The following is a 23,463-nucleotide window of genomic DNA, read 5'->3' as shown; positions in this document are numbered from 1 at the left end:
AGCCTCCTTAGCTCAACCGCTTTTCAATTGCATCAAACAGCTTAGCGCAAATGTTAATATCAAATGCAGCCTCAATTTCTCTCACACATGTGGGGCTGGTAATATTAATCTCGGTTACCTTGTTGCCAATCATATCGAGCCCAACGAATAAAATACCTCTGCCAGGCATATCATTTGCGATAGCTTGGGCCACCAGCATGTTTTCGTCATTTACGTTTTGTGGTTCACCGGTGCCGCCAGCGGCTAAATTTCCGCGAGTTTCATTGCCGGTGGGCAGACGAGCCAAGCAATATGGGATCACTTCACCGTCAACCAATAAGATGCGTTTATCACCTTGTTTAATTTCAGGCATGTAGGCCTGCACCATGGCATGTACAGTTTCGTTAGACGTAATGATTTCGCTAATAACACCTAAATTAACACCGTCGCTCTTAACTCTGAAAATACTAGTGCCACCCATACCATCGAGAGGTTTTACAATAATATCTTGATGCTTTTCGTGAAATGCTTTTATACGCGCCTTACTACTGGTAACTAAGGTCGGCGGAATAAAATCCGGGTACAGTGACGTAAATAATTTCTCGTTAAAATCGCGTAAGGCTTGGGGATCATTTACGACTAGCGTACCTGCGCTCTTGGCCAGTGAAAAAATATGCGTAGCGTATATAAATTGGCTATCTACCGGTGGGTCTTTACGCATCAGTAATACAGACAATTCGCTCAAGCAAATATCGTCTTGAGCTAAAACTTGGTAGAAATTTGCAGGATTTTCTTCAACGCTAATTTTCGTGACCTTGGCACGAGGTTGACCATTGTCGATGTATAGATCACCTATTTGCATATAAAAAATGTCATAGCCTCGTTTTTGCGCTTCTAACATCATAGCGAACGTCGTATCTTTTTTTATATTAATGGATTCAATTGGGTCCATTACAATGCCAAGTTTAATGCTCATGTTTACTCGTTATAGTTTGTTTACTGCATTTAAGGTAAATGTGTGGGTTTTTGCCATAAAAGCAAGGTAGGCAAGTTAGTTTATTACAACAACATCCTGCCAATTTCTATTAAATATCACCGTATTTTGCTTGCAATATCGCTAAACTTGCAATCGCCGCTGTTTCGGTTCTTAAGATCCTGCTTCCTATATTCACTGGTGTATAGCCAGTTTCAGTCGCAGTATACACTTCTTGCTCGCTGAGTCCGCCTTCAGGACCGATTACTATCCTAAAACCCTTTTGCGGTTTTGTTAGCATTGATAAATAGGTCTTAGCTCCTGGCGCTAATATAATTTTGTCAAGCTCACTTGTTTGCCCGAGCCATTGGTGCATAGTTACGGCTTCATGTAGTTTAGGTATTACGTTGCGTTGACTTTGTTCGCAAGCAGCAATAATGAGTTTCTGCCATGAAAGATGTTTTTTCTCCCAGCGCGACGGATCGAGTTTTACATTACAATTTTCTGTAATGATAGGAGTAATCTCACTGACACCAAGTTCGACCGCTTTTTGCAAGGCGATATCCATTCGCTCACCCTTTGATACCCCTTGACCTAGATGCAAGTGCAGTGGAGATTCTGGTGATATACTGATTTGAGCGTTAATCAACACGCTGGCCTTACGTTTTTGTATATCGACTATCTCACTTGGATATTCACTTCCATTACCATTAAATAGGACGATCGGCGTACCCACACGCAAGCGCAATACATTCGACATATAATGGGCGAGCTCGCTTGGAACTTCAATCTGCTGGTCGACGATCAACAAGTCATCGATATAAAATCTTGGAATGCGCATAAACTAATTAATTGATTGCTAATAATTCCAGAGTATAGAGCAAATTGTTGTAAAGGTAATGGCCTAGATAGCAATTTACATGGCAATTAATCGATGGCCGTATTTTTATGTATATTGTTGAACAAGAGGGGCTCTGCTTAAAAGTGTGTAGCAACCTTATGATGTTTCAGGTCTTTAGCGTCTCTTAGCGCTGAGGACTTGTTTTTGCCTAGCGCCATCTTTGATAATTGATTTTTAGAAGAACGTCTCCTAGCGTGTGGGGTATTTTCGCCTTTTGACTCTGTTAGGCAGAAAACAAACAGCCCAAGCATAGCAAGTATGATAAGTGTGGCAAATAATAAAACAAGACTGGTATCCATAGAAAATTATCCTTCTGACTACCCTCAATTAAGGTCCAATGAGAGATTATTACCTTTATTTATTTTGGCAAATTGAACGCGCGATTACAAAAATTTTTACACAAAATTTAAACTTTAGTCAAACCAGTCACTTACGCAACAGATATGTCTTTACAATTTTTAAAATATTTATCGTTGGTCCTGACAAGCTAAAAATTTAGATAAATAACAGTTTAATAAGAAGAATATACGCAAAATAGTAATTTTGTAGTTAGTAATTACGCACTTTTAACAATAAATTAGTTTAATTTTTTGAGTTTACTTGGTATTTTAGCGCTCAATATATTTGATATTTGTGAGAAAATGAAAATGTATTATAAAAATGGAATGAGGCGATTAATTTATGGTCGTTTTATCCAACAATAAAACACCTCAATATATAAAATAGACAAAGGAAATATGTCCATGTTTGGATTTACTGCTGATGATGCTACTAAATACTTAGACGAATATCTTATCCCATTTGGTATCAATGTCGCTATGGCGATTTTGATATACGTAGTGGGTAAAATAGTCGTAAAAATTCTGGTTAACCTTTTTGGTAAAGTAATGGCCAGATCAAAACACGATGCCATGTTGGTTGATTTCTTAAAATCAATTATCAACGCATTATTAATGGTTTTCGTTATTATCGCCGCGCTTGGACAATTAGGTGTCGATACGACTTCACTTGCTGCTATTCTAGCTGCTGCTGGTTTGGCAATTGGTTTGTCTTTGCAAGGTTCGTTGTCAAACTTTGCTGCAGGCGTAATGTTGCTTGTTTTCCGTCCTTTCAAGGCGGGCGACTTTGTTGAAGCTGGTGGCGCTGCAGGCGTCGTAAAAAGCATCGGTATTTTTACCTCTTTAATGACCACGGGTGACAACAAAGAAATTATCATTCCTAACGGTGCAATCTATGGTGGCAACATTGTTAACTATAGTGCTAAAGAAACACGTCGTGTAGACATGGTATTTGGCATTGGCTACGATGATGATCTGAAAAAAGCTAAAACGATTCTTGAAGAAATGATTGCTGCAGATCCACGCGTACTTGCCGATCCTAAACCTATGGTTGCGGTTTCTGAACTTGGTGACAGTAGCGTAAACTTTGTGGTTCGTCCTTGGGCTGCGTCTAGCGATTTTTGGGGTTTGAAATTTGATTTTACAGAAGCGGTGAAACTTCGTTTTGACGCTGAAGGAATTTCTATTCCATATCCGCAAATGGATGTGCATGTGCATAAGAACGACTAAGTAAACATAAGCGAGACTTAAGTCTCGTTAGTTGATTTACTTTTTAACAAAAACCCCGCTTATGGTCCATAAACGGGGTTTTTTTATCGAAACTTTCCGAGAAAACCCATTGATCGACGCGAAGCGGCGTCAATGGGTAGTTCACATTACTTTGAGATAGCAGCTTAGCTGCAAGATGCTTTGTTTTTCACTGCAGCGTAAAGTACTTGGGCATTTGGCAATTGTTTTGTTAGGTTTTCAATACGGGTGCTTGGCGCAGGGTGGGTAGACATAAATTCAGGTTGTGAACTCTCGCCGCTTTGTGCCGCCATGTTTTTCCACAACTCCACCGCTTCACTTGGTTTGAAGCCTGCTTTAGCCATGAGGGTTAAGCCAATTTCATCAGCTTCACTTTCGTGCACACGGCTATATTTTAAGGCACCAAACTGAAGACCAACACCTAACGCTTGCATAATCGCAGGTGTTTGCGCTACTTCATTCGCGGCAAGTATCTGGCCTGCTGCTTGTTGACCAATGCCAATAAGCGCGTCATTCGACATGCGTTCGTTACCGTGCTTAGCAATAACATGGCCAATTTCGTGGCCAACAACGGCAGCGACTTGATGTTCGTTTGTGGCAACTTTTAACAGGCCTGTATATACACCAATTTTACCACCAGGAAGCGCGAAGGCATTCACTTGGTCATCGTCAAACACCACGACTTCCCACTCACCTTCATACACACTTGCGTCAACATGTACTAAGAGCTTTTGCGCTATGCACTGGACCAGCCTATTCTCCACAGGCGTTTGAGAAATCTTAATATCAGACTTCATGCCGGCAAAGGCTTGTTGACCCATTGCCGAAAGTTCACTATCTGGAAATAGCAAAACTTGCGTACGTCCTGTAGGTGAGGTAGCGCATGCGTTTACTAATACAGCTGCAGCAAGCAGTGTCATACACTTTTTGACTACACGGTTCATAAATACTCCTTAATTGATCTAATCACAACAATAGTATTTAACTATTGTGACATGCTAAGTGGGTATTATAAACCTGCATCGCTTTTAAGGGTATTGGCTTTATCAGTTGCTTCCCAAGGAAATTGGTCTCGGCCAAAGTGCCCATATGCAGCGGTAGCTTTATATATAGGCTGCTCAAGGTCTAGCATTTTGATCAGGCCGTAAGGGGTGAGATCAAAATGTGTTTTCACTAATTCTACCAATACGCTTTCGCTCACTTTCCCGGTGCCAAAGGTTTCGATGCTAATTGAGGTAGGCTCAGCAACGCCAATCGCGTAGGATATTTGAATTTCGCAGCGTTTCGCTAAGCCTGCAGCAACAATGTTTTTCGCAACGTAGCGGCCTGCATAAGCGGCGCTTCTATCCACTTTTGATGGATCTTTGCCAGAAAACGCACCACCACCGTGGCGAGCCATGCCGCCGTATGTATCAACAATGATCTTTCGCCCCGTTAATCCACAGTCACCCATTGGGCCGCCAATAACGAAGCGACCTGTTGGGTTAATATGAAATTTGGTTTTACTAGTTAACCATTGGGCAGGCAAAGTGGGTAGGATAATTTCTTCCATAACCGCTTCACGCAGAGTCTGCGTTGAAACGCTGTCGCAATGTTGAGTTGATAGTACGACTGCATCGATACCAACAGGGACGTTATCTTCGTAGATAAAGGTGATTTGACTTTTGGCGTCAGGTCGCAACCAGTCCAAGGTCCCATTTTTACGTAATTTAGCTTGTTGTTGTACAAGGCGGTGAGCGTAGGTAATCGGCGCCGGCATCAATACGTCAGTTTCGTCACTTGCATAGCCGAACATTAGGCCTTGGTCACCAGCACCTTGTGCTTCAGGACTTTCGCGGTCAACGCCCTGATTTATGTCGGCAGATTGTTTGCCTATTGCGTTCAAAACGGCGCATGATTCACCGTCAAAGCCCATATCTGAATGAACATAACCAATGTCTTTAACGGTTTGACGGGTCAATTCTTCAATATCCACCCAAGCATTCGTGTTTATTTCGCCGCCAACTAATACCATGCCTGTTTTTACAAAGGTCTCGCAAGCGACTCTAGCTTTCGGATCTTTGGTCAAAATAGCATCTAAAACGGCATCAGAGATTTGATCTGCAATTTTGTCTGGGTGGCCTTCAGAAACTGATTCAGAAGTAAATACGTGTGTTGTCATGCTTGTTCCTAAAATAAGTCGATTTTTGTGCTGAATTAATGAAACAGCACTTTTATATACGGTTTAATTCATATTATTTATGAATTTTATGGGCGCTAGTATAACGCGTTTTATATTATTTGCCAGTATTTACGTCTAGACGTCTAAAAGTCTATTCGTGTTTATATGGCTTCTGTTACGTGTCAAAGCACCATTTGGTTTTTATTCATTGGCAATACATCGTAAGTAGTAGATAAAAGACCATAAAAACCAGATTTAATTATTGAACAAGTAGGGTTAGTGGGTAACAATAGCGGTCCAAAAAAATTTAACCTTTATACTTAGTAGATTTGTCGTAGTGAACTCCTTATTTGCGTATTACACCCACAATAAGAAAACGCGCGAAATAGTCTGCAATATAAGTTCTCATTTTTGCTACTAAGGAGCAGTTATGCCTTCTCGTCGCCACCTCGCTAACGCGGTTCGTGCACTCAGTATGGATGCAGTACAACAAGCTAAATCAGGACATCCTGGTGCCCCTATGGGAATGGCTGATATTGCCCAAGTGCTTTGGTGTGATTATTTGTCACACAACCCCAAAAACCCGAACTGGGCAAACCGAGACCGTTTTATATTGTCAAATGGCCACGGTTCAATGCTGCTTTATTCTCTTTTACACCTAAGCGGTTACGAATTACCCATCGAAGAGCTGAAAAACTTCCGTCAATTACATTCAAAAACCCCAGGGCATCCAGAATACGGATATGCCCCGGGAGTAGAAACCACAACCGGTCCTCTTGGCCAAGGCATTACTAATGCTGTGGGCATGGCACTTGCAGAAAAAGTATTAGCTGCGCAGTTTAACCGTGAAGACTTCAATATTGTTGACCACTTTACCTATGCATTTTTAGGTGATGGCTGTTTGATGGAAGGTATTTCACATGAAGCATGCTCTTTAGCGGGCACCTTAGGTCTTAATAAGTTAATCGCTTTTTGGGATGACAACGGTATATCAATCGACGGCGAAGTTGAAGGCTGGTTTACTGATGACACCCCTAAGCGTTTTGAAGCTTACGGTTGGCATGTTATTACTGATGTTAATGGTCATGAGCCAAACGATATTTCAGCGGCAATTGCAAAAGCACAAAAAGAGACTGGCAAACCTACCCTTATTTGCTGCAAAACTACCATTGGTTTTGGTTCGCCAAACAAAGAAGGTACTGAAGGCTGTCATGGCGCACCACTTGGTGACGACGAGATTGCCTTGGTACGTGAAAATATTAGCTGGCCTTACCCTGCTTTTGAAGTGCCTAATGACGTTTATGAAGGTTGGGATGCTAAGAAAAAAGGTGAAAGTGCTGAGCAAGCATGGCAAGACAAGTTCAACCAATATCAGCAAGCCTTTCCTGAGCTAGCGGCTGAATTTGTTCGTCGTAAAAACGGTACGCTTCCTGATATTTGGAACAAGACTTGTGACAAGTATATAACTGCTTTACAACAAAATCCGCAAGCGCTTGCGACTCGTAAAGCCTCACAAAATACCTTAAATGCTTACGCGCCTGTTTTACCTGAATTACTTGGTGGTTCTGCCGACCTTGCTGGTTCAAACTTAACCATTCACAACAGCAGCAAAGGCATTAGTGCAAATGATGCCAGCGGTAATTACATTTATTATGGCGTACGTGAATTTGGTATGTCTGCGATGATGAATGGTCTAAGTCTATACGGTGGTTTTAAACCTTACGGCGCAACCTTCTTAATGTTTATGGAATACGCGCGCAACGCTGTCCGTATGGCGGCGCTAATGAAACTGCCGGCTATTTTTGTGTACACGCACGATTCAATTGGTTTGGGCGAAGACGGCCCTACCCACCAGCCTGTTGAACAGTTAGTTGCCTTGCGTTCTACGCCAAACTTAGATACGTGGCGCCCCTGTGATCAAGTCGAATCTGCTATAGCGTGGAAAGCGGCTATTGAAAGAAACACTGGCCCAACCGCTCTTGTTTTTACCCGTCAAGGATTACCACAGCAAGCACGTAATCAACAGCAATTGATAGACGTGGAGCGCGGTGCATACGTGCTTGTTGATTCAGAACAAGAGGCTGAAATCATTCTAATTGCAACTGGATCTGAAGTACAATTAGCCACTCAAGCGGCTGAAGAGTTGACAGGTCAAGGCAAGGCAGTGCGCGTAGTGTCAATGCCTTGTACCACCTTATTCGACCGTCAATCAAAGCAATACCGTGATTCGGTTCTACCTCCTACTTGCACTAAGCGCGTAGCAATTGAGGCTTTGGCGAAAGACACTTGGTATAAGTATGTTGGTCTAGATGGCGCCGTTATTGGCATGGATAGTTTTGGTGAGTCGGCACCTGCTGATGAATTGTTCAAACATTTTGGCATTACTACCCAAGCCGTTGTTGACGCCTCGCTAGCGCTTACAAAATAGGATAGGACATTGCTCAAATTAGCCATTAATGGCTTTGGAAGAATAGGGCGCAACATTGTTCGCGCCCTCTTCGAAAATGGGTACGGTGAACATATACAGGTGGTGGCAATTAACGAAATTGCTGAACCAAAAGCGATGGCTCACCTATTAAAATATGACACTGCTCACGGGCGCTTTGCATACCAAGTGCAAGTAGATGAAAATTGCCTAATGGTTGACGGGCAAAAAATTAACTTGTTACATCACGCTAATATCAGTGATATTGATTGGCGTTCCTTGGACGTAGATATTGTCCTTGAGTGTACAGGCGTTTACAGTGAAAAATCGGACGCGTTAGCACATATTGCGGTTGGTGCGAAAAAAGTACTCTTTTCTCAACCCGCAAGTCAGGACGTTGACGCCACAATCATTTACGGTGTAAACCACGAAAGTTTGCAAGCCAAAGATAGCATCGTCTCGAATGGTTCATGCACGACTAATTGCATAGTCCCGGTCATTCAAGCACTGCATGCAGCCTTTGGGGTGCAAAGCGGAACTATTACGACCATTCATGCGTCGATGCACGACCAACAAGTCATTGATGCTTATCATCCAGATTTGCGTCGCACGCGGGCCGCAAGCCAGTCCATTATTCCTGTTGATACAAAACTTGCTGCGGGCATAGAACGTATTTTGCCTGAGTTTGCAGGCAAATTTGAAGCCATTGCTGTGCGCGTACCAACGATCAATGTAACGGCAATGGATTTAAGCGTGACTTTGCGTGATGATGTAACAAAAGCGCAGGTAAACCAAACACTTAAAGAAGCGGGCCGCTTTTTCCCCGCATATATTATCGATTACACTGAAGAACCTTTAGTATCGATAGACTTTAATCACAACCCGCATTCGTGCATTGTTGATGGTACGCAAACTCGCGTTAGCCATAAAACCTTAGTCAAAACGCTTGTGTGGTGTGACAATGAGTGGGGGTTTGCAAACAGAATGTTGGACACCGCTTTGTATATGCACAAAGTAGGCTACGAGTGAACGCTCAAATAAACCTGATATGTCGGTTTATTAGTGCACCTACATGAATTAAATTTAAAAGATAAAAGGAAGACCTTATGCCAATTCGTACCATGATTGAACTAGATATAAGCCAGCAAAGAGTCCTAATTCGACAGGATTTAAACGTTCCAATCGAAGACGGCCTTATCACCTCAGATGCTCGGCTAAAAGCTTCCTTGCCAACAATAAAAACGGCGTTAGAGAAAAACGCAGCCGTTTTACTTATGTCGCACTTAGGACGCCCCACTGAAGGCACTCCTGAGTCACAGTACTCATTGCAAGCAGTCGCTGACTATTTAAGCAAAGCCTTGGGTCAAGAGGTTGCGTTAGTCAAAACGTATTTGGGGCAAGAGCTTGATGTAAAACCGGGTCAAGTAGTCTTGCTTGAGAATGTGCGTTTTAATGCAGGTGAAAAAAGCAATGACGACACGCTGGCACAACAATATGCTGCTTTGTGTGATATTTTTGTGATGGACGCCTTTGGCACAGCGCACCGTGCACAGGCAAGTACTCATGGCGTTGCCAAGTATGCAAAACAAGTATGTGCTGGGCCTTTACTTGACGGTGAATTAAAAGCACTTGGTAAAGCTTTGGACAATCCAGCAAGACCCATGGTAGCGATAGTAGGTGGTTCAAAAGTAAGTACAAAATTAACTGTGTTAGACAGTTTGTCGAGTAAAGTAGACCAGTTAATTGTTGGCGGTGGCATAGCTAACACCTTTATAGCTGCCCAAGGCCATAATGTGGGTAAGTCTTTAGTCGAACTAGACTTGATTGACCAAGCCACGGCGCTTATAAAAGCAGCGCATGATAACAACGGCGACATTCCCATTCCAAGCGATGTAGTAGTAGGGACTAAATTTTCTAAAGATGAGCCTGCTGTAATCAAGCAAGTCACTGATGTAAATGACGATGATATGATTTTTGATATTGGTCCAGAGTCGGCTAAAGCGCTTGAAGAAATTCTGAAAAATGCCGGTACTATTGTATGGAATGGTCCTGTTGGCGTATTTGAATTTGATCAGTTTGGAGAAGGTACTAAAGCAATAGCGAATGCTATAGCCCAAAGTGATGCATTTTCAATTGCGGGCGGTGGTGATACACTTGCTGCTGTCGACAAATATGGAATTGCTGATAAAGTATCATATATCTCTACTGGTGGAGGCGCTTTCTTGGAGTTTTTGGAAGGCAAAACATTGCCCGCGGTAGCGATTTTAGATAGAGACTAATCACACACTAGTTTTGAACATTTAGTTGATAAGTACCAATACCTTAATAACACAACACACTCACTATTAAATAAGTGATAAAGGAGCGAACAATGACCACTGCTGCTCAGCAAGCAATGTTGGAAAAAGTAGAAACGACTGTAGGTTTTATTGCGGCACTAGACCAAAGCGGTGGTAGTACCCCCAAAGCATTGGGCCTTTACGGCATCGATGAATCTGGATATTCGAATGACGAAGAAATGTTCGCTTGCGTGCATGCTATGCGTACACGAATAATCACAAGTCCATCATTTGATGGTGAGCGTGTACTTGGCGCAATTTTATTTGAAAACACGCTTGATCGAGACATAGAAGGGAAATCTTCAGCACGTTTCTTATGGGACAATAAAAATATCGTGCCTTTCTTGAAGGTCGACAAAGGCCTTAGTGATGAAGAAAATGGCGTGCAAGTGATGAAGCCAATTCCCGATTTGGACGCACTATTAGCAAAAGCGAACGCGCAAGACGTGTTTGGAACAAAAATGCGTTCGGTTATCAAAATGGCAAACAAAACCGGTATTGATGCTGTTGTTGCTCAGCAGTTTGAAGTGGGTAAGCAAATACTTGCCGCCGGTTTAATGCCAATCATCGAGCCTGAAGTTGATATTCACAGTCCTGAGAAAGCGGCAGCTGAAGCCTTACTTAAATCAGCTATTCTTGAGCAATTAGATGCCTTAGGCGATCAAATGGTCATGCTTAAACTGACCTTACCTGAACAAGCTGACTTTTATGCTGATTTAGTTGCGCATCCTAAAGTGTTGAAGGTAGTCGCTTTATCGGGCGGATACAACCGAGATGAGGCTAACAAACGCTTGAGTGAAAACAAAGGTATGATTGCGAGCTTCTCACGTGCTTTGACGCAAGGCTTAAGCGCTCAGCAGTCTGATGAAGATTTCAACGCTGAATTAGACAAAACAATTCAAGGAATATATGACGCATCTGCTAGCTAGTTGCGTCCTATGATTTCTTAATCACATTAAAAAGCACCCAGCAAGGGTGCTTTTTTGTATACCGACTAATTGTGCTTTTTAAAGCAAGGTCAAGTGAATATCCAAACTCTTCAAATAGCTATTTTCACGACCAATATCTGCCAACAACAAGGGAGAGAGTTCAAACCATTCTTGGGCAAACCCCAATTTTACGTCATCACCGTCAACGTCTATTGTGAATTCAGGCAAGCTTGTCTGGAGACGATTAATATTAAGTAATACCGCCAAACGCAAAATAACCAGCAGCTTGACTAACTGTCTTTCACTAATACTTGTTTCTTTGAGTATATCTTCTTTGCGTATTTTCTTTCTGTGAAAGCGCACCAAAAAGGCAATTATTTGCTGTTGGTCTTGATTGAATCCGGGCATTTCAGAATGCTGAAGGATATAGCTAGAGTGCTTTTGAATGCCTCGAGAATGTATTTGTAGGCCAACTTCATGCAACAAGGCTGCCCAGCCTAGTAGATGTCGTAAAGAGGCCTCATGCAGTTCCCATTTGTCTTTTACTTTGTCAAAGATATGCATGCCTGTACTAAGTACTTTGTGAGCATAGTTGGTGTCTATTACATAACGTGTTGCTAAGCTTTGTGCTGTTCGCACGCGTACATTTTGACTACTATGATTAGGTTGTATTTCGTAGAGCACACCTTCTCTGAGGGCAGCTTCACTAAAGACCATTTCTGTTATTTTGAGCGATTGGAAAATGCCAATAACGATACACAAGCCAGCAATGAAAACAGGCCGGCGGTCGTCGCTCAATCCTTCGTAATTTAATGCATCGCTATGACCTAGTTGTGTGGATTCAGACAATAAATCTATCAGTTCTTGATAGTTAACTGTCGCATCCAAAGCGCGACCTTTTTTGGTATTAATCACTGCGCAAACCGCTCTTGCTGTGCCCGAACTTGCCACTGTTTGCTCCCACTTAAAGCGGTTTAAGTTTATCGCAGCAAGCTCTAGCTCAACTTTGGCTGCAGTAACGGCTCTTCGCGTTGCGTCTTTGGTTATTTCACCAGAGCTGAAGAATCGCTGTTGATAACTGACGCAACCCATTTGAATGCTTTTTGTAATTTTAGGTTCTATTCCGCTACCAATAGCAAACTCTGTAGAGCCACCACCAATATCAAAAATTAAACGATCGAGATTGTTTGAAGAATTGCTACCTATGCCCACAAAAATAAGTCTGGCTTCTTCGTTTCCTGAAATGATTTCAATAGGGAAGGGAAAAACTTTGCGCGCTTGCATTAAAAATTCGTGGGCATTTTTCGCGCGTCTTAAGGTATGTGTTGCAACGATACGAACCGCTCTAGGTTCAATCCCTTGCATTGATTCTTTCATGTTTTCTAGTACAGCAACACCTCGGGCGATGGCGTCACTTGAAAGTCGATTGTCGCTGTCTAGACCTTCGGCTAAACGTACCTTTTGTTTTACCTTGCTAATTATTTGAACTGCTCCAGATACCACTCTGGCGACGACTAAATGAAAACTATTAGAGCCTAAATCGAGTGCGGCATAGAGTTCTGCCTTGGTTTGTTGACTATCGTCAAATACTTCATACAAGTCACTCAATTACAGCACCTCTTTTTTTGTCAAATATTCGTGGGTTTGCATTTGTGATCGAAGGCTTTTGCGATTGCCCCGTTTCACATATTTGTTTGTTTGCTCGGCGTCGATAACACGTGCTTTTAAGGTATCTTGAAATTGAAGCTCGACTAAATCTACGATCATTTGTTTGGCGTTTTCATCATAAACAGGACAACCTACTTCGATACGATAATCCATATTGCGAGTCATCCAGTCAGCAGAGGAAATGAATACCTTACGATCTCCGCCGTTCTCAAACACCATAATGCGCGGGTGTTCTAAGAAACGATCGACTATGCTGATAACCTCAATATTTTCGCTCATTCCTTTTATACCGGGGATTAATGAGCACATACCGCGACAAATCATTCTTATTTTGACGCCTGCCTGCGAGGCCCTATACAAATCGTCAATAAGCTCTTGGTCAACTAAGTTGTTTAATTTAATCGTAATTCGGGCATCGTTTCCTTCGGTATTGCGCTGAATCTCTTGGCGTATCAAAGATTGTATTTTACTGCGCGCATTTATAGGCGAAACTTGAAGGTGGTTAAATCGATACTTACGATAAGGATTTTGAATCATTTCGAATACTTCAATACCTTCTAAGCCAAGTTCATCGTTACAAGTGAATAAAGAGAAATCGGTATAAATACGAGCGGTTTTTTCATTGAAGTTACCCGTGCCAAAATGTGAATAATGGCGCACTTTGCCGCGTTCCTCGCGCGTGACAATACAAAGCTTACTGTGGATCTTGACCGACGGATTTCCTAGCACAACTTTTATGCCCGCATCGGTCATGCGTTTAGACCAAGCGATGTTATTCTCTTCGTCAAATCGCGCTCTTAGCTCAACCACTACCGTGACTTTTTTACCATTATCAACAGCATCCACCAATGAACTGATAATACGAGAACCTTTCGCAACACGATACATGTTCAATCTTATATGTTTCACCATTGGGTCAAACGCTGCTTGGCGGACAAATTCGGTAAAATGCAAAAAGTCATGATAGGGGTAATAGAGAAGAATATCTTGTTTGTTGATGGCTTCAAACACGGTGTCGTGGGCAGCAAACAATCTGCTGCGTATACGCGGCAAGGTAACATGCTCTAAGTAGGCTCGTCCTACATTAGGAAAGCCGATAAAATCTTTAAAATTGCGGTAATGGCCAGCCGATTGAATGGTATCTACCGACGATATTCGCAAGCGTTTACGTAAATCCGATACCATTTCATCGGGCATACCAAAATCGTGAATGATACGCACTGGCTCTGCAATAAGACGCTGCTTCATACTTTCAGACATTTTCTCTACGTAACTTTCGTCTATTTCGTCGTTAATTGAGTACTCGGCGTCGCGCGTTATTTTAAATGAGTAGGCTTCTGCGGTTTCAAATTTTACGAAGCCTCTAAAAATTTCATGGATGCACAGTTTAATCACGTCATCAAGTAAGATAATTTGCTTCTTTTTACGCGTACGCTCTGGCGGCAGCACAATAAAGCGACTCATTGCACTGGTTGGAATTTCAACTACCGCATATTTAGTATTTCGTCCAGGACGATACAAAGCGACATCCAAATAAACCGAGCTATCGTTAAGACGCTGAATAAGTTGCACCTTGTTGTCTAGCAGAATCGGTGCAACGTGCAACAGTACATGATTGCGAAAATAGTCTTGTACCCATTCAGTTTGTGCGGCGCTCAGTTGAGTGTGATGCAAAATAAAGATGTTGTAGCGTTGCAGCTCTTTGGTGATTTTACGATGAATTAAGTCAAACTTTTTCAGATAAGCCTTTTACTTTCTTCTGTATTTGCGTCAACAACTCAATCAGAGCTTGGGCTTCGTCAAGTTGTTCTTCGTTTTGGCTAATGGTAATTAGGCGCTTAACGTCGGCTACACGGACACGATAAAATTCGTCAAGATTATTACTGTAAATACCCAAAAACCGTATCCGCTCTACTAAGGGGGTGTTTACATCTTCAGCTTCTTGTAAAACGCGTTCATTAAACGCAAGCCAGCTAATTTCTTTAGGAAAATACATAGCGCTCATATTCGTGACAATTCCTTGTTTTTAATCACATTTACCAAGTCTTACTTATTCTTTAAGTCTACCATTAAATCATCGGCAATATCTTCTATTGCGTCACGTAACTTCGCCGTTTCAAAGGCTTTTGGTGTTTCGACCACAATATTTGCGGTAAAAAGCAGATTTCCCCAGTTCGGGGCACTTTCACATTTGGTGTCGAGTTCAACAATATTGACATCAAACGACGTTAAAGCGCCGGTAACATCTCTAACTATGCCTTTGCGGTCGTTTCCTGTTACCTTAATTATAGACTGTTTGGTATCAGCGACTGCATACTCGTTGGCTGGTAATAATGTGATTTGTAGGTTTGATAGAGCATGACAATCGCTTACTAGCTTGTTTTGGTTTTCTTTGGGCAATGTCACTTCGACAAAGCCCGCAAAGTGTCCAGCCAAGTGGCAAAAACTGCTGCGTAACCAATTTCCCTCTGCTTTTGCTACTGCGTTGGCGACATCATCCACTAAGCCTGATTTATCTTTACCAATGATTGAAAGTACCATGGCTTGCATATTCTTGTTTCCTTGTAGTTGATTTGTGGTCGGTAAAGTGTTCTGATAATTGCAAAATCTTATCTGGTTTACTGAAATGTAAACCCAATTCTATGTAATGAAAAGCAAAACTGACCAATTCGAAAAAAACCGCGCTCGTAAGGATTTTATTTTTCGCTCAATAGTGACCTTGTTTGGCCTGCTAGTTTTAGCTGTTTTCGCTACCTTGGTATTACATATTCTGAGCAATGCAATGCCCCTGTTAGCTTCACCAGAAGCTGAAAAAACACACAAAGCTAAGAGTCCTTTGGCGGGTAGTAATATTGGCACCCTTAACCTTGGCGGGAAAGCAATATATGTGAGTACCCAAGAGTGTTCACTAGTATTAAGTTCCTTGGTTGGCCATAAAGCAGACAGTATTAAGGATTCAGGCCTCATATCAGGTCATCAAAAAGTCGAAATCCTTAAGCAATTTGCCCCCGATTGTAGCAAGAAAATCATTGCTTTAGCTGGTGAGCAAAATCAATATGTATTGATGTTGCATGACAGGGTACTAGAAATTTACTACCTAGATACTTTGTATGCACTTACCCTGAAAAGTTCGCTTGCTTTACCTGAGCAATTTACGGCCGCTTCAATAAATACATGGCAAGTATCATTAATCCAAAATACTTTGTTTATACAACGCAATGTTAACAAGGAGTTTGCAGCAAATTCAGCGCACAAGGCAGTAGCGAGTGCGTTTTTAGAACCATCAATACTTACCCTAACACATCATTTGTCGAGTTTGGATGCCCCGATAGTGCGAGAATATAAAAATGCGCTACATGTACTCGCATTGACAAAATTTTCGCAAGTGCTAGTCGCTACGCACACCGAACTTTTGATGTACAACAGGGATATGGATATTATTCAGCGCTTTTCATTGGCTGATGACGACATAAATAAGGATTTTATTGCTGCTTTTAATGATCAGCCTTCGGCTGACGTGACAATTAGTGCTTTGAGTCAATCACCTTCTTTTCTAGATATATTTGTTCGTATTAGCATGCACCAGAAAAACAAAGAGGGTGAGTACAGTAGCGCCAAAGTGTCTGAAACCGCAAACAACAAAGTAATACTTAAAAAATTCACGCTTGTTAATCAATCAGGCCAGTTTTTACTGCGAGAAACATTGTCGTTGCCTATGGCTCCAGAATTTGGCCAAGCAAAGCTGCTTACTGCCTTTGATTTACGACATAATGCAGGACTTTTTGTGGATGAATTGGGCGCATTTGTGCTGATGAACGTGGTAACGGGGGATATCAAATATAGTGCTGATTTGTCTGGCCCTATTCAAAACATTCACTATGCTCAAGGCCATCTTTTGCTGACTTACCAAGATGGATTTGCACGCTACCTTATAAATGATCTACAGGGCATGACGAGCATGCAAATTTTATTTGGCAAAAACGATTATGCTGGCTATGCAGACGAAGCTTATATTTGGCAAACCTCCGTTTCCAGTGCAACTCAATCACCTAAATACAGCGTAGTACCCTTAATAATGGGAAGTTTGAAGGCGTCGATATTAGCATTAGTCGTGGCCTTGCCTTTGGCACTTGGCGCGGCCATTTATACTGCTTATTTTGCTAGTCCTAAACTGAGAAACTTGATCAAGCCGAGTATTGAGATGCTTGAGGCTATCCCATCAGTTGTGATTGGTTTTATCGCCGCAATATGGCTGGCACCCTTTGCTGAACAATATCTGCTTTCGATAGTCACCGTGATCATTCTACTGCCTTTTGTCATTTTAAGCATCGCGGCACTTCACGGGTATTTACAAACAAAGTCGGTATTTCATCTGTTGCGTGGTTGGCAACTTCCAATTAATGCTCTTTTGTTATTATTAGCAGTCTTTCTCATTTTTTCACTCAGCTTATTCATCACTGATTGGTCTATTGATAACGCTCATTTCTCTATCGTCGATTCAGCATCCCAAATTAGTTTATCAAAGACCGCCATAGTCGTGTCATTGGCGCTAGGTGTCGCTATATCACCTACTATTTATACGCTGATTGACGATGCTTTGTTTGAGGTGCCAGAGGGGGTCAAACAAGCGTCGTTTGCATTGGGAGCAACACAGACACAAACCTTATTAAAGGTTGTCTTAGTAGTGGCTTTACCTAGTATTATATCGGCGGTTATGTTGGGTTTTGGCAGGGCATTTGGGGAGACCATGATAGTCCTTATGGTGACGGGCAATACACCCATAGCGAATTGGGATTTACTATCTGGTTTGCGGACTTTAACGTCGAATCTTGCGATAGAACTACAAGAAGCCCAAGTTGATAGCACGATTTATCATATTTTGTTCTTCACCGCGGCCATCCTTTTTGTTTTTACCTTTGTGGTCAATACCATTGCGGCCGTACTAAAACGAAGGATGCATAGAGATGCAGAATAAAATACGGTTTTTTCCGTCTTGGTCACAACAAGATGACTATTTCGCGCGTTTCTCGCAATCTTTGTTGGAAGTACTAGTGGTGCTAGCTTGCGCCATTATATTACTAGCTTTGATTGGCATATTTACCTTTGTTGGTGTACAAGGCGGCCGTTATTTTCTACCTATGTCTACTTACGAGGTGCGCACACACTTTACGCAAGCAGACGAGTCTGAGCCCAGTAGAGGTGCGTTGACCAATGAAGTTAAAACCGAATACCTACTTAGCCACTTGTCGATAGATGAGCTAACAGATAGCTTACAACAAAAATTAGATAGTCAATATCTTGCGCGGGATCAGGTAAAACCAAAAGCCCTAGTGACGCCTGCAGATAACCTTTATTTATTGACGACGCAGTCTGGACAACGTTATGTTGGCGAATTTGTAAGCCTACTAGATGGTGAGCATACTACCGAAAATCTAAACGAATTAAGCGCGCTAAAGTCTACCGTAGAACGCCTGCAGCAAAATTTACAAGAAATACAAATTCTGCACCTAGCGCCGTTACATAAAGAGATTAATGACTTAAATAACAAGGAAGTAGCAAAAGAAACCCCATTGTATGAGCGTAAAATAGATGACTTTACGCGATGGCAAACATATGCCAGTGACATAATAATGCAAATAGATAAACACAAAATCAATTTTCGACAAGATTCAGGGGAAGTCATTGTAATTGGGATAAATGATCTACGTGATATTTACCAGCCCAATAAGCTTACGTGGTGGCAATCAATTGGCTATAGCCTAAACCAAGTTTATGTCTTTTTGACAGATTCCCCGAAAAATGCGGGCACCAGTGGGGGAGTTTTCCCAGCCATCTTTGGTACCTTATTAATGGTCTTGATAATGGCGCTGTTAGTTACGCCTTTTGGGGCTATTTCGGCTATTTATTTACACGAATATGCACCCGACAACAAAGTGACCGCGAGTATTCGAATATGCGTGAGTAATATGGCAGCCGTGCCGTCAGTGGTGTACGGTGTTTTTGGACTCGGTTTTTTTGTCTATGCATTAGGCGGCTCAATCGATAGCTTATTTTATGCTGATAAACTGCCCTCGCCAACCTTTGGCTCGCCTGGTTTGCTTTGGGCATCACTGACCATGGGAATTTTGACCTTGCCAGTAGTAATAGTGGCGACTGAGGAAGGTTTAAGGCGCGTGCCTAATAATTTACGTACTGGTGCGCTGGCCTTAGGCGCGACAAAGTATGAAACGATAGTGAAAGTAGTATTGCCAATGGCAAGTCCAGGGATTTTAACGGGTGTTATTTTAGCCGTAGCACGAGCAGCTGGTGAAGTAGCTCCTCTTATTTTGGTAGGCGCAGTAAAGTTTGCGCCAACCTTACCAATTGATAATGAGTTTCCCTATGTTCATTTAGAACGTCAATTTATGCATTTGGGTGTATTTGTATATGATGGGGCGTTTCACAATCAAACAGAATCGCAAACTGCATCATTAATGTTTGCTACTTGTATGCTTTTACTTATCATTGTACTTTTACTCAATTTATCAGCAATTGTGTTACGTAATAAACTGCGCAACAAATATGAGCGATTATAGCGAAGATGTTTAAACTATTTGAACGAGAAGTCATTTCGGTAGATGAGTTTTCGAAAGAACAGACGAGTATTGATGTGCGCAATTTGTCGGTGTCGCTTAATTCAAAAAAGGTCATCAATAATATTAATATTCGCATCCCTAAAAATAAAATCACGGCATTAATTGGTCAAAGTGGTTGCGGCAAAACGACCTTGTTAAACAGCTTTAACCGCATGAATGAATTTGTACGCAAGCATGAAGTTAGCGGTGAAGTTTGGATAGACGGCAGAAATGTTTACGATAAACGCGAAGTGGTTTCAAAATTACGTACCCAAATAGGTATGGTATTTCAACGCCCCAATCCTTTCCCTATGAGTATTTACGATAATGTCAGCTTTGGTTTACGCATTCAAGGTGAAAAACGTCGTCGTGTTTTGGATGATAGTGTAGAAAAAGCGCTCACAAGGGCTGCTCTTTGGGATGAAGTTCGAGATAGACTGTTTGAGTCTGCGCTCACTTTGTCAGGTGGGCAACAGCAACGCTTGATGATTGCCCGTGCATTAGCGCTAGAACCTAAAATACTCCTCTTAGATGAACCGACATCAGCTCTAGACCCTTTGACAACCTTGTATATAGAAGAGTTGATGGTGTCACTTAAAAAGCAATGCACCGTGGTTATTGTTACTCATAACATGCAACAAGCAGCCCGGGTATCTGATTATGCCGCCTTTATTCATAGAGGAGAGCTAATTGAATATTCAGACAGTGATTCACTCTTTACTATGCCAAATAAACAACAAACAGAAGACTACATAACGGGTCGTTATGGATAAAATAAGGCGTCAAATTCAATTAAATACCCATATCTCAGCGAAATTTAATCAGGAGCTTGAGAATTTGAAGCATTCTGTGTTGACCATGGGCGGAGTAATTGAGCAACAATTGGTAAATACTTTAGTTGCATTGAAGGAAAATGCGCCCAGCTTAGCCGAACGCGTGGCGCTGAACGATAGTCGTGTCGATTCTATGGAATCTCAGGTAGAGCAAGAGTGCATGCGCATCATTGCTAAACGTAATCCAACCGCGGGGGATTTACGCCTAATCATGACAGTTTCTAAAACTGCCACCGACATTGAGCGTATTGGCGACGAAATTGCCAGAGTAGCCAAGCTTGTGACCAAGAACCGTTTACCAAATTCTGACATCGTACTTTCTGGAATGATGGATATAGGCAATCGAAATGTGGCAATGATGCGCGCAACCTTTGATGCCTTTGCGCGTCAGGATGACAAAGCGGCAGTCTTGGCATATCAGCAAGATACTCAAATTGACCGAGTGTATAAAAAAGTACTCGAGCAAACTGCAACTGAAATACAGTCTTCTGAGCAAGACTTCGCCGTATGGATGGATGTTCTTTGGGCTATTCGCTCATTTGAACGCATAGGAGATCGTTGTAAAAATATTTGCGAATACGTCATTTATTTAACCTATGGTCGTGATTTAAACAGCGCAAGCATGAAAAAGACGGTGAAGAAACTGTTGAAATGAAACAACTTTAGTAGAGTTTACAAGCAATTCTTTTTTTGAGGTTGCGCTTTGCCTTCATTGCCTTTATATTCTCGTCATCTTTTAAGCTAAGATTTATTTGCTCACATGGATATAATACAAGAATACGGATTCGTACTGGTTTTAATTGCGGCCTGCGTTGGTTTTATAATGGCGTGGGGTATTGGTGCGAACGACGTCGCTAATGCGATGGGTACGTCGGTAGGGTCAAAAGCGATTACCCTCAAACAAGCGATACTTATTGCCATGGTATTTGAATTTGCTGGGGCCTATTTGGCCGGTGGTGAAGTCACATCAACCATCCGCAAAGGCATCATCGATTCTGATTACTTCACTGATATTCCCGAATACCTTGTAATTGGTATGATATCTTCGCTATTTGCGGCCGGTTTGTGGCTCGTTATTGCGTCTTACAAAGGGTGGCCAGTCTCCACTACTCACTCAATTATTGGGGCAATCGTTGGTTTTACTGCTGTTGGTGTTAGTGCTGATGCAGTAGCGTGGGGCAAGGTAGGGGGCATCGTAGGTAGTTGGGTAATAACGCCCGCTATATCAGGTATTATCGCCGCGCTTATTTTCCTCAGTGCCAAAAAACTCATACTCGACCGTGAACACCCACTTGTTTCTGCCGTCAGATATATTCCCATATATATGGGCTTAGCCGGTTTCATCATGGCGCTTGTGACAATCAAGAAAGGTTTGAAGCATGTAGGTTTAGGCCTGCCCCAGATGGAAGGAATCATGTTGGCAATTGGAATTGGTGTTGTAACTGCGCTCATAGGTGTTTACTTCGTACGAAAACTCAGTGCAAAAGTACTTAATGCAAATTCGAACGCCGCGCCACTTAGCTTTGACGAACAAAACGTAAACGTTGAGAAAGTATTTGCAGTCTTAATGATACTTACGGCGTGTTGTATGGCTTTTGCCCATGGTTCAAACGATGTGGCCAATGCAATCGGGCCTTTGGCGGCGGTTGTAAGCGTGGTATCTAATGAAGGTATGATTGTAGATAAATCACCTTTGGCATGGTGGATACTTCCTCTTGGTGGCTTTGGTATCGTAGCGGGGCTCGCATTGTTTGGTCATCGTGTTATGAAAACGATTGGGCAAGGTATTACGCATTTAACGCCAAGCAGAGGTTTTGCCGCTGAATTAGCGGCTGCGACAACGGTGCTTATCGCATCTGGAACCGGCTTGCCAATCTCGACGACGCAAACCCTAGTAGGCGCCGTACTCGGTATAGGCTTAGCGCAAGGCGTATCTGCTCTGAATGGCAAAACGATTAAGACAATTGTAGCGTCATGGGTAATTACATTACCTGTAGGTGCCTTTTTCTCGATTATCTTTTTCTACTTGCTTAAAGCTATTTTCTCGATGTAATAAGCAGTGGTTAGATGTAATAGCTCGTGTTAATCTTTAGGCATTAAAAACAAACGATTAGCGTACAAAATATTGCGTCTACCCAACCTTAAACACTTACATTATCTTGTTGTGCTGCATAAAGAGCAGCACTTCGCTCGCGCGGCTGAAAAATGCAACGTCAGCCAATCAACTTTAAGCGCAGCGATTCAAAACCTAGAAGATTCCCTTGGGCAACAATTGCTTGAGCGTGAACACAAAGCCTTTGTATTTACCCATTTTGGTGAAGCCTTAGTTGAAAAAAGTAAAATTCTGTTGAGTCAAACTCAGGACTGGGTGTCTTTTGCCCAATCTTCGGGTGATTGGCAATCAGGTAATATTAAAATTGGTATAATTCCCACCATCGCGCCTTTTTTGTTTGAGCCGCTGATCACAGCACTGCATAGTAGTTTGCCAAAACTTTCCCTTGAGTTACTCGAGGATACGACCGATAACCTCACTGCAAAGTTAATGGAAGGCGAAGTGGACTTATTGGTGCTAGCGTTACCAACAAAAACACCCGGTTGTAAACAATTATTGTTAGGGCAAGATCCCTTTCATTTAATCGCGCACAAAGAAAAAGCAAAAACATTGCCCAAAAATGTACAAATTGAAGAGCTGCCTGAAAATAGCATATTTTTGTTGCAACGAGAGCACTGTCTAACGGAACATGCCGTTAGTGCTTGTGGTTTAGCCCACAAGGCACAAGTAAGTTCGCTTACCGCAAGTAGTTTGTATACCCTTGTTTCATTGGTCAATAGCCAAATGGGTTATACTTTTTTGCCCGCGATGGCTCTTAGTCACGGAATACTTAACGGAACCAATGTTAAGGCTCTTGCACCAAGTAATGATGCATTTAGAGAAATTGGTTTGGTATGGAGAAATGGTACAACACGCGTACAGTTGTTTAGGAAAATCGCGACTTTACTTGCGCCACTCATGCCGGTTCCTACAGATCTAAAGTAGTCCTAAAGATTTGTGCTT

The 23,463-nt window shown here is 42.1% G+C and carries 17 protein-coding genes and 1 pseudogene; 11 read left to right on the top strand and 7 right to left on the bottom strand.

Features of this window, described 5'->3' with window-relative positions:
• Positions 1–7: 7 nt before the first annotated feature.
• Entirely contained in the window at positions 8–955 is a 948-nt protein-coding gene (gene gshB / locus AC0L6H_RS20485; RefSeq protein ID WP_473391212.1) for a glutathione synthase, read from the bottom strand.
• 109 nt (positions 956–1,064) lie between these two features.
• Complete coding sequence (locus AC0L6H_RS20480; protein ID WP_473391211.1) at positions 1,065–1,793, bottom strand: 16S rRNA (uracil(1498)-N(3))-methyltransferase; 729 nt, start codon at positions 1,791–1,793, stop codon at positions 1,065–1,067.
• 803 nt (positions 1,794–2,596) lie between these two features.
• Here AC0L6H_RS20480 and AC0L6H_RS20475 point away from each other — a divergent pair.
• Positions 2,597–3,421 (top strand): mechanosensitive ion channel family protein, encoded by an 825-nt coding sequence (locus AC0L6H_RS20475; RefSeq protein ID WP_473391209.1) that lies wholly within the window; start codon positions 2,597–2,599, stop codon positions 3,419–3,421.
• Positions 3,422–3,585: 164 nt separating this feature from the next.
• On the opposite strand, the gene AC0L6H_RS20470 is transcribed toward AC0L6H_RS20475, so the two are convergent.
• On the bottom strand, positions 3,586–4,383 hold the full coding sequence (locus AC0L6H_RS20470) for a M48 family metallopeptidase (protein WP_473391208.1): 798 nt from the start codon (positions 4,381–4,383) through the stop codon (positions 3,586–3,588).
• Positions 4,384–4,448: 65 nt separating this feature from the next.
• The gene (gene metK / locus AC0L6H_RS20465) at positions 4,449–5,600 is read right to left on the bottom strand and encodes a methionine adenosyltransferase (protein ID WP_473391207.1); all 1,152 of its coding nucleotides are present in this window, start codon (positions 5,598–5,600) and stop codon (positions 4,449–4,451) included.
• A gap of 430 nt (positions 5,601–6,030) precedes the next feature.
• On the opposite strand from metK, the gene tkt reads away from it, so the two are divergent.
• The 4 genes from tkt to AC0L6H_RS20445 all read left to right on the top strand — a co-directional run bounded on the left by tkt (position 6,031) and on the right by AC0L6H_RS20445 (position 11,293).
• Positions 6,031–8,028, top strand: coding sequence for a transketolase (gene tkt / locus AC0L6H_RS20460; protein WP_473391205.1), 1,998 nt, complete (start codon positions 6,031–6,033; stop codon positions 8,026–8,028).
• Positions 8,029–8,037: 9 nt separating this feature from the next.
• Complete coding sequence (gene epd, locus AC0L6H_RS20455) at positions 8,038–9,054, top strand: erythrose-4-phosphate dehydrogenase (protein WP_473391204.1); 1,017 nt, start codon at positions 8,038–8,040, stop codon at positions 9,052–9,054.
• Between the two features lie 77 nt (positions 9,055–9,131).
• Positions 9,132–10,304, top strand: coding sequence for a phosphoglycerate kinase (locus AC0L6H_RS20450; protein WP_473391202.1), 1,173 nt, complete (start codon positions 9,132–9,134; stop codon positions 10,302–10,304).
• Between the two features lie 92 nt (positions 10,305–10,396).
• Positions 10,397–11,293, top strand: coding sequence for a fructose bisphosphate aldolase (locus tag AC0L6H_RS20445; RefSeq protein ID WP_473391200.1), 897 nt, complete (start codon positions 10,397–10,399; stop codon positions 11,291–11,293).
• A gap of 78 nt (positions 11,294–11,371) precedes the next feature.
• On the opposite strand, the gene AC0L6H_RS20440 is transcribed toward AC0L6H_RS20445, so the two are convergent.
• The 3 genes and pseudogenes from AC0L6H_RS20440 to AC0L6H_RS20430 form a co-directional block, all read right to left on the bottom strand.
• Positions 11,372–12,901, bottom strand: coding sequence for a Ppx/GppA phosphatase family protein (locus tag AC0L6H_RS20440; RefSeq protein ID WP_473391199.1), 1,530 nt, complete (start codon positions 12,899–12,901; stop codon positions 11,372–11,374).
• Positions 12,902–14,966: pseudogene (gene ppk1 / locus AC0L6H_RS20435) on the bottom strand (polyphosphate kinase 1).
• Positions 14,967–15,007: 41 nt separating this feature from the next.
• Positions 15,008–15,511 (bottom strand): glycine cleavage system transcriptional repressor, encoded by a 504-nt coding sequence (locus tag AC0L6H_RS20430; RefSeq protein WP_473391198.1) that lies wholly within the window; start codon positions 15,509–15,511, stop codon positions 15,008–15,010.
• A 97-nt stretch (positions 15,512–15,608) separates the two neighbouring features.
• Here AC0L6H_RS20430 and AC0L6H_RS20425 point away from each other — a divergent pair, with 97 nt between their 5' ends.
• The 6 genes from AC0L6H_RS20425 (at position 15,609) to AC0L6H_RS20400 (ending at position 23,445) form a co-directional block, all read left to right on the top strand.
• Entirely contained in the window at positions 15,609–17,936 is a 2,328-nt protein-coding gene (locus AC0L6H_RS20425) for an ABC transporter permease subunit (RefSeq protein WP_473391197.1), read from the top strand.
• Positions 17,926–19,536, top strand: a complete 1,611-nt coding sequence (pstA, locus tag AC0L6H_RS20420) for a phosphate ABC transporter permease PstA (RefSeq protein WP_473391196.1) — start codon at positions 17,926–17,928, stop codon at positions 19,534–19,536. Before AC0L6H_RS20425 ends, pstA begins: the two co-directional genes overlap by 11 nt.
• A gap of 5 nt (positions 19,537–19,541) precedes the next feature.
• Complete coding sequence (gene pstB / locus AC0L6H_RS20415; protein ID WP_473391195.1) at positions 19,542–20,348, top strand: phosphate ABC transporter ATP-binding protein PstB; 807 nt, start codon at positions 19,542–19,544, stop codon at positions 20,346–20,348.
• Positions 20,341–21,063 carry a phosphate signaling complex protein PhoU gene (phoU, locus tag AC0L6H_RS20410; RefSeq protein WP_473391194.1) on the top strand — a complete coding sequence of 241 codons (723 nt, stop codon included), beginning with the start codon at positions 20,341–20,343 and terminating at the stop codon, positions 21,061–21,063. Before pstB ends, phoU begins: the two co-directional genes overlap by 8 nt.
• Before the next feature lie 105 nt (positions 21,064–21,168).
• The gene (locus AC0L6H_RS20405) at positions 21,169–22,461 is read left to right on the top strand and encodes an inorganic phosphate transporter (protein WP_473391193.1); all 1,293 of its coding nucleotides are present in this window, start codon (positions 21,169–21,171) and stop codon (positions 22,459–22,461) included.
• 72 nt (positions 22,462–22,533) lie between these two features.
• Positions 22,534–23,445 (top strand): hydrogen peroxide-inducible genes activator, encoded by a 912-nt coding sequence (locus AC0L6H_RS20400; protein ID WP_473391192.1) that lies wholly within the window; start codon positions 22,534–22,536, stop codon positions 23,443–23,445.
• Positions 23,446–23,463 lie beyond the last annotated feature (18 nt).

It is taken from the genome of Glaciecola sp. G7-5, from assembly GCF_055808975.1.
Note: the sequence above shows the minus strand (reverse complement) of the source record. Positions and strands in the feature narration are given on the sequence as shown.